Annotated in this window: 7 protein-coding genes; 4 read left to right on the top strand and 3 right to left on the bottom strand. The window is 65.0% G+C overall.

Going from position 1 to position 7,176, the window contains the following annotated elements; translation table 11 throughout:
- Positions 1-86: 86 nt before the first annotated feature.
- A complete protein-coding gene (locus WAN02_RS12735) occupies positions 87-767 on the top strand; it encodes an alpha/beta hydrolase (RefSeq protein ID WP_422264535.1) in 681 nt (226 codons plus the stop codon).
- On the opposite strand, the gene WAN02_RS12730 is transcribed toward WAN02_RS12735, so the two are convergent.
- Positions 708-1,982 carry an esterase/lipase family protein gene (locus WAN02_RS12730; protein WP_422264533.1) on the bottom strand — a complete coding sequence of 425 codons (1,275 nt, stop codon included), beginning with the start codon at positions 1,980-1,982 and terminating at the stop codon, positions 708-710. The two genes, WAN02_RS12735 and WAN02_RS12730, sit on opposite strands and share 60 nt — an antisense overlap.
- Before the next feature lie 194 nt (positions 1,983-2,176).
- On the opposite strand from WAN02_RS12730, the gene WAN02_RS12725 reads away from it, so the two are divergent.
- A complete protein-coding gene (locus WAN02_RS12725) occupies positions 2,177-3,394 on the top strand; it encodes an acyl-CoA dehydrogenase family protein (RefSeq protein WP_422264532.1) in 1,218 nt (405 codons plus the stop codon).
- Between the two features lie 9 nt (positions 3,395-3,403).
- Here WAN02_RS12725 and WAN02_RS12720 read toward each other — a convergent pair whose 3' ends face one another.
- The gene (locus WAN02_RS12720; protein WP_422264531.1) at positions 3,404-3,982 is read right to left on the bottom strand and encodes an XRE family transcriptional regulator; all 579 of its coding nucleotides are present in this window, start codon (positions 3,980-3,982) and stop codon (positions 3,404-3,406) included.
- Positions 3,983-4,227: 245 nt separating this feature from the next.
- Between WAN02_RS12720 and WAN02_RS12715 the strand changes: the two genes are divergently transcribed.
- The gene (locus WAN02_RS12715; protein WP_422264530.1) at positions 4,228-5,010 is read left to right on the top strand and encodes an enoyl-CoA hydratase/isomerase family protein; all 783 of its coding nucleotides are present in this window, start codon (positions 4,228-4,230) and stop codon (positions 5,008-5,010) included.
- A gap of 6 nt (positions 5,011-5,016) precedes the next feature.
- Here WAN02_RS12715 and WAN02_RS12710 read toward each other — a convergent pair whose 3' ends face one another.
- Entirely contained in the window at positions 5,017-6,084 is a 1,068-nt protein-coding gene (locus tag WAN02_RS12710) for an amidohydrolase family protein (RefSeq protein ID WP_422264528.1), read from the bottom strand.
- A 136-nt stretch (positions 6,085-6,220) separates the two neighbouring features.
- On the opposite strand from WAN02_RS12710, the gene WAN02_RS12705 reads away from it, so the two are divergent.
- A complete protein-coding gene (locus tag WAN02_RS12705) occupies positions 6,221-7,135 on the top strand; it encodes an alpha/beta fold hydrolase (RefSeq protein ID WP_422264527.1) in 915 nt (304 codons plus the stop codon).
- Positions 7,136-7,176 lie beyond the last annotated feature (41 nt).

Here is a 7,176-nt window from a genome sequence, read left to right as displayed (position 1 = left end):
CACCAGCACCGCGAGACACGCCGCCAGCGCCCGCGCCGGCACCGGCGCCGGCGCCGCCCAAGCCGTGACGTTCTAATCGCAGGGGTATGGAGACCGTCGAATACGCCGCCGGTCGGCTGGCAGACGTCTCCGGTGAGCCCGCCCAACCCACGGTTCTGCTGTGGCACGGCCAGCAGCCTGACGCGCGCTCGTCGATACGACCGCTTGCCGAGCTGATTGCCGGTCATGGTCTGGGTGTGATCGCGCCCGACTGGAATTCCTACGCTCACGACGGTGGCCGTGCCGACCTGCTGGACTCGGTGCGCTTCGCCCGCGAGCGGGTTGACCACCCCGACAGTCTGGTACTTGCCGGCTGGTCGATGGGAGGCCTCGCTGCCGCGGGGCTGACCATGCAGGCGCAGCGGCTAGGTGTGGCGTTCGCGCATACCGTCTGCCTTGCCGGCGCGTTCATGGTGCCCGACCCGATCTTCAACGAGCTGCCGGCGACCCGGGTGAACGATGGGGCGCCGCGCTCTGCGTTCACCCTCTTGCACGGCGTGGCCGATCGCGTCATCCCGCTTTCGGTGGCCGACGATTTCGCCGTGGCGCTGCGGCAGCACGACTGGCCGGTGCAGGTTGTCGAGCTACCAGCCGACCACGGCTCGATCGCCGGCGCGGTCTACGACGCGTCCGCCGGGCGTTACCACGCTGCGACCGACGCCAAGACGCTAGCCGTTGCCGCTGACGTCGCTGCCCGTATCGCTGACGCCGGCCGGCCGATCCGGTGAGTGAGCCAGCCAGTCGCGCAGCTTCGCATACACCAGTGGGTGATTGAGCAAGTCGAAGTGATTCAACCCGGTCAGCGTCAGTCCAAGCTCCGGCTCGAACGGAATGCGTCGTGACTTGCCAAGGCCAGCAGCGCTTTTCGGTCGGACGAGGTGGTCGCCGGCGATCAACCCGAGTAGCGTCGGCGTGACGGTTGACGACACGAAGTGGTAGCGGGCGTGCGGCAGGAACGGTGTCTCATGGCAACGGTCGCGCAGAAACTCATCCGGATCGGCGTCGGTCCAGTCCTCGTCGAGACACGCGCCGAACCGCAGGTCTTTCACGCCGTCGCTGCGAGCGTTCAAAAAGGTTGCGATAGCACGGGTTTCGGCCAACTGTGCCAACGCCCACGACGCGATGTTCACGCCTTTCTCCAGGTCGGCACCCAGATGCGGCGAGCCCAGACACACCACCCGGCTGACGGCGTCGGTCCAGCCGTGCTGTAGGTCCGCCCCGTAGTGGCATGCGCTGCGCGCCACCAGACCGCCCATCGAATGGCCGACCAGGACGAGCTCGGTGATGGGGACCGGCCACTGGTCCTGCAACAGCTCGAGAATCTGGGCAAGCGTGCGGCCATTGACCGACACATGCAGTCCGGTGTTGTACCGCAGCAAGACCGGGCTGTATCCGAGATCGTCGCGCAACCGTTGGCCGTAGCTTCGGCCGTCTTCGGCCTCGACCGGCCGCCGGGACCACGACCGCTCGGTCAGACACCAGCCGTGCACGAAGACGGCGACACGGTTGGTGGCCGTCGGGTATACCTGCGCGAGGGCCTCGGTCGTCAGCGGTACTGGTTTGCCTTCACACCGGATCGTCATCGCGCCCGCCAGCGGGCTCTCTCGTTGGGTCAACACATTGCCGTAGATGCCGTTGACCGCGGCGATGGCGGCGGCGGTGGAATCGGCGCGTGATTCGAGAGCTTCGTCGGCTTCGCTACCCCACACTTCGGCGGCCACGATTCCCGCGACATGGGCGGCGCCACGAATCCCGCGGTCTACTCCGCTGTAGATCGCCCGCGTCAACCCGTCGTGGATGGTCCGCGTCGGTCTTGCCGACGGCCCGATCGAGTCGAATACGCGACCGGAGATACCGGCGTGCATTCCCCGCACCAGGGTCGTCAGCACCGACGACGCCTCCCCCGCCAGATCGCCGACGGCGCGGATGTCACTGCGTTGCATGTGGCCCCCTCACGAGATCGGGTGAATGAGTGTCAAAATGGCCTGGCATTTCGCCTTGCTGCCCGAACCCACCTGTGGAGCCGGGTCTGAGCTGCCGGTTTGTTCACTCAGTATACAAGCGTTTACTGTATGTAACAGATGTTCAGCTGACCAGGCAACACAGGATGCGGGCGCAACAATCGATAGGAGCGCTGATGGACTCCACCTTTTCGCTGGATCTGTCCGAGGAAGTGGTGCAGGTCCGTGACTGGGTCCACGAGTTCGCCGAATCGGTGATCCGCCCGGCGGCAGCCGAGTGGGACGAGCGCGAAGAGACCCCTTGGCCGATCATTCAAGAGGCCGCCAAAGTCGGGCTCTACACCCCTGACCTGTTCGCACAGATGGCAGGCGAAGCCAGCGGACTGGGTATGCCGACGGTCTTCGAAGAGATGTTCTGGGGTGACGCCGGCATTGCGTTGTCCATCATGGCCACCGGGCTCGCCGCTGCGGCATTGGCCGCCAACGGAACGCCGCAGCAGATCGGCGAATGGCTGCCGCAGATGTTCGGCAGCCCCGGCGATCCCCAACTGGCCGCTTTCTGTTCCTCCGAGCCGGGCGCCGGCTCGGACGTCGGAGCTGTCCGCACCCGGGCGAAGTATGACGAAGCCGCCGACGAGTGGGTGCTCAACGGAACCAAGACCTGGGCGACCAACGGCGGAATCGCGAACGTCCACGTCGTGGTCGCGTCGGTGGAGCCGGACTTGGGCACCCGGGGTCAGGCGACGTTCATCGTGCCTCCCGGCACCAAAGGCCTGTCCCAGGGCCAGAAGTTCAAAAAGCACGGCATCAGGGCCTCGCACACCGCCGAGGTGGTTCTCGACGATGTCCGCCTTCCCGGTGAGCTGATCCTCGGCGGCCGAGAGAAATTCGAAAAGCGGATCGCCAAGATCAAGGAAGGGCATCGCACCTCGAGCCAAGCGGCGATGATGACCTTCGAGCGCACTCGTCCGACCGTGGGTGCGATGGCGTTGGGCATCGCGCGCGCAGCCTACGAGTACGCGCTGGAGTATTCGGGTCAGCGCGAACAATTCGGCCGCAAAATCGCCGAATTCCAGGCTGTCGCTTTCAAATTGGCTGACATGAAGAGCCGCATCGACGCTTCCCGGATGCTGGTGTGGCGGGCCAGTTGGATGCAGCGCAACAACAAGCCGTTCACGTCAGCGGAGGGTTCGATGGCGAAGCTCTACGCCAGTGAGACCGCTGTGTACGTCACCGACGAAGCCATCCAAATTCTCGGCGGCAACGGCTACACCCGCGATTACCCGGTGGAGCGAATGCACCGGGATGCAAAGATTTTCACCATCTTTGAAGGCACCAGCGAGATTCAGCGACTGGTGATCGGCCGGGCGTTGACCGGTCTGCCCATTCGCTGACGCACGACGCTAGTTAGTGGCGTGCGCCTCTTCGCCGGCGCCGTTCATGGCCAGCGCTTCATCCCAGCCGGTGACGTGCTCCTCGACCGGTGGCGGCTCAGGCTCGAACTTGCCTTCATCGAGCCCCGCCACCAACCGGATCGCCGCGATCAACTGCTCGACCAGCGGCGTCTCCTGCGCGGTGGGCGTGGCGCCGTCTTCGAGCTCGTCGGGCAGCTCGCGCCGTAGTCCAAACCCGTGGGCCGCCTCGTGCGCCGAGAGCTTGGCGTGGATGCGGGCGTTGTAAAGCTGTTGACCCAGCGTCGATCCGGGGGCGTCGGCCGTGCGCTCCATTAGATCGTCGTAGCGCCGGCGGACGTCACTGAGCGCCATCATGACGGTGGGAGTGGGCCGGCTGTGGCTGGCCGCCTCGGTCAGCGCCGCGCGCAATTTCCGCATACCGGTGAGAACCACTTCGGCGCGCTTCTGGAATTTCTTGTCTTCTGGAAAAGGCAGTGAGTCGATCGCCGCCCGGTACATGTGCATCGCCGCCTCGGCGAGATTCACAATGGTTTGCGCTTCACCCTCGTGCTGATCGAATTCGCCCATAGTCCCTCAACTCTTTGTTGGTGTTCAGCTCGGATCGTGACGGGCTGCCGCCAACTTCCATACCGACAGCTGCATGGACGAGGGTATCGGTAACGGCATCGACCCGCACAGGGGTAGTGCGGAGGCGTTCAACTGGCAGGCCGGGCTGTGTGAGTGCCACATGCCGTCCCACGTGCTGGTCAGATCACAACCGAAGTGATTTACTATTATTGCTAAGATAGCGACTGCGAATCCCGAAGGACGCGGTGAGCATCGACTACGTGCGGAACGGTCGCATCGTCACGATCACGATCAACCGGCCCGAGACGCGCAACTCGCTCGACATGGAGCATTTCCGCGACCTTGCCCGCGCTTGGGCAGCCTTTCGCGATGACCCCGACGCATGGGTCGCCGTTATCACCGGAGTTGGTCCCGATTTCTGTACCGGAGCCGATCTCAAGAAGTTCATTCCTGAATTGACCGGCGACTTGCCGCAGCCGGAGGGATGGAACAAAAGCGACGCTATTCACGCTGTCTTGCACCAGTTTCCGATCTACAAGCCGATCGTCGCCGCCGTCAACGGTGTCTGCGTGGCGGGCGGATTCGAGATGTTGACCTGCACCGATATTCGCGTCGCCGTGCCCCAAGCGCGATTCGCCGTGATGGAACCGAAGCGCGGATTGTTTGCCGGCGGGGGCAGTACCGTGCGGTTGCCTCGCCAGTTGCCCTACGCGTTGGCAATGGAGCTGTTGTTGACCGCGGACATGGTCGACGCCGACCGCGCGCTGGCGATGGGGCTGATCAACCGGGTGGTGCCGGGCGACCAGTTGATGAACACCGCCTATGAGTACGCCGAGCGCATCGCGGTCAACGCGCCGCTTGCCGTGTCGGCGACAAAGCAGTCGGCTGTCGAGAGCCTGGCGCTTGATCTGCACGCTGCCTATGCCAACGAAACCCTGCACAGCGACCGCATTTTCGCGACCGAGGACGCTAAAGAAGGCCCGCGTGCCTTTGCCGAAAAGCGACCTCCGAAATGGCGGGGGCGCTGATCGCCCTCAGTTGAGGCCGTAGAAGCGCTGCGCATTCAACCCGCCGATTTTCGCGCGGGTGGCTTCGCTGATGTCGGGGCGGGTGCGCAGGTGCTTGGTGCTGTCCGGCCACTCGCCGTCCCAGTGCGGGTAGTCGCTGGCGAACATGATGAAGTCGTCGCCGAGCACATCGATGACGCCGGGCAGGATCGGCTCCTCCGGTTCGCAGGTCACGAAGATGTTGCCGGCCTGCACGTACTCCTGGGGATCACGTTGCCAGCCACGTTCAACCCAGTCGCCGCGCTTTTCGAAATGCTCGTGCAGGCGGTCGATGAAGAACGGCACCCAACCGACACCCGCCTCGAGGAAGGCCACCCGCAATCCGGGATGCCGGTCGAAAACACCGCCGGAGACCATCGCGGTCATCGCCGTCATCTGGTCGAACGGAAAGCTGATGCAGTGCACCTGGATGTAGTTGGTGAAGCGATCGACACCGATCTTCGGCAGGTGGATACCGGGTGCGCCGTGAACCCCGAGTGGCATTCCGAGTTCGACCGCCGCGGCGTAAAACGGATCGAGGTCGGGGTGGTCGAGGTTGCGCGTCTTGAGTGCCGGCGGGACGAGGGTGGCCACCAGCCCGAGATCTTTCGCCTCCCGCATGACGTCGATCGCCAACTGGCCATGCTCGACCGGGGCTACCGCGACGCCGCGCAATCGGCCGCCCGCCGGGGCGCAGAAATCCGCAATCCACTGGTTGTAATGGCGCGCGAACCCGGCGGCGAATTCCGGATCCTCCAGGCTGGGTGTGCACAGCCCCATGCTGGGATACAGCACCATGGTGTCGATGTGGTCGCGGTCGGCGTCGCCGAGCACTCCTTCGACCGACCGGCAGTTGATGTCGGATGCCTTGCTGATCCCGTGCTCGGGTGGGCAACCGGCGCCCGGCCCGGTGTCTTCGGGATAGTTGCGGCCCTCGATCACCAACCTGGGTCTGCCGTCGGCACTGGCGGTGACCTGTTGCGGCCAGCGCTTCATCGCCTCGATCGCGAACGATGGGTTTTCCGCGACGTGCCCGTCGGCATCGATGATGTGCATAACTCGCTCCCGTCGGCAGGTGTTGTATGCAGCGTGCACCACCGTCGGCGTCGTCGCTTCCAAAACGCCGGCTAAACAAGCGGCGCCAGTTGCCCTAACACGAATCGGGCGCGGCCGTCCATGTAACACTGCGGTAATGGCTTATTCGATTGCTCGGCCCAAGCTCGAGGGCAACATCGCCGTCGGCGATGATCGGCAGCTGGGGTTTGCCGAGTTCGGCGATCCGCAAGGTCGCGCGATCTTCTGGCTGCACGGCACCCCCGGCGCGCGACGACAGATCCCGGCCGAGGCTCGCGTCTACGCCGAGGACAACCACATCCGCCTGATCGGCATCGATCGACCCGGCATCGGCTCGTCTACGCCGCATCAATACGAGAACGTCATTGCTTTCGCCGATGACTTGCGCACGGTCGCCGACACCTTGGGCATCGACAAGATGGCGGTGATCGGCTTGTCCGGCGGCGGTCCCTACACCTTGGGCTGCGCGGCGGCCCTGCCCGACCGCGTCATCGCTGTCGGGGTGCTGGGCGGCGTGGCGCCCACGGTCGGCCCGGAGGCGATCAGCGGCGGACTGATGTCGCTCGGATCGATGGTGGCGCCGCTGCTTGCGGTGGCCGGCTTCCCGATCCGGTGGGCGGCGGTCGGTTTCATCCGTCTGCTGAAGCCGGTCGCCGAGCCCGCACTGTATCTCTACGCGCGGGTGTCTCCCGAGGGCGATCGCCGGCTGCTGGTGCGGCCGGAATTCAAGGCGATGTTCCTCGACGATCTGCTCAACGGTTCGCGCAAACAGCTGGCGGCCCCGTTCGCCGATGTCGTCGTGTTCGCCCGGGATTGGGGCTTCCGGCTCGACCAGGTGAAGATCCCGGTCCGCTGGTGGCATGGCGACCGCGACCACATCGTGCCGTTCGCTCACGGGGAGCACGTCGTCACCCGGCTGCCCGACGCGGAGTTGTTCACGCTGCCCGGGGAGAGCCATCTCGCCGGGCTGGGCTTTGCCGAGGAAATTCTGCGGACCATGGTCGAGCTCTGGGACAGCATCGAAAAGAGATGATTTCCCGCGTGCGCGCGACACGTCACGCGCCGTGTGATAGA

The sequence above is a fragment of the Mycobacterium sp. genome (assembly GCF_049281135.1).
GTDB lineage: Bacteria > Actinomycetota > Actinomycetes > Mycobacteriales > Mycobacteriaceae > Mycobacterium.
The sequence above is the reverse complement of the archived record's forward strand: the minus strand, read 5'-3'. Positions and strand labels throughout refer to the sequence as shown.

What these genes read in the sequence shown, in the direction of transcription:
- WAN02_RS12735 (WP_422264535.1), top strand. Translation starts at nt 87, where the DNA reads ATGGAGACCGTCGAATACGCCGCCGGTCGGCTGGCAGACGTCTCCGGT.
- WAN02_RS12730 (WP_422264533.1), bottom strand. Translation starts at nt 1,982, where the DNA reads ATGCAACGCAGTGACATCCGCGCCGTCGGCGATCTGGCGGGGGAGGCG.
- WAN02_RS12725 (WP_422264532.1), top strand. Translation starts at nt 2,177, where the DNA reads ATGGACTCCACCTTTTCGCTGGATCTGTCCGAGGAAGTGGTGCAGGTC.
- WAN02_RS12720 (WP_422264531.1), bottom strand. Translation starts at nt 3,982, where the DNA reads ATGGGCGAATTCGATCAGCACGAGGGTGAAGCGCAAACCATTGTGAAT.
- WAN02_RS12710 (WP_422264528.1), bottom strand. Translation starts at nt 6,084, where the DNA reads ATGCACATCATCGATGCCGACGGGCACGTCGCGGAAAACCCATCGTTC.
- WAN02_RS12705 (WP_422264527.1), top strand. Translation starts at nt 6,221, where the DNA reads ATGGCTTATTCGATTGCTCGGCCCAAGCTCGAGGGCAACATCGCCGTC.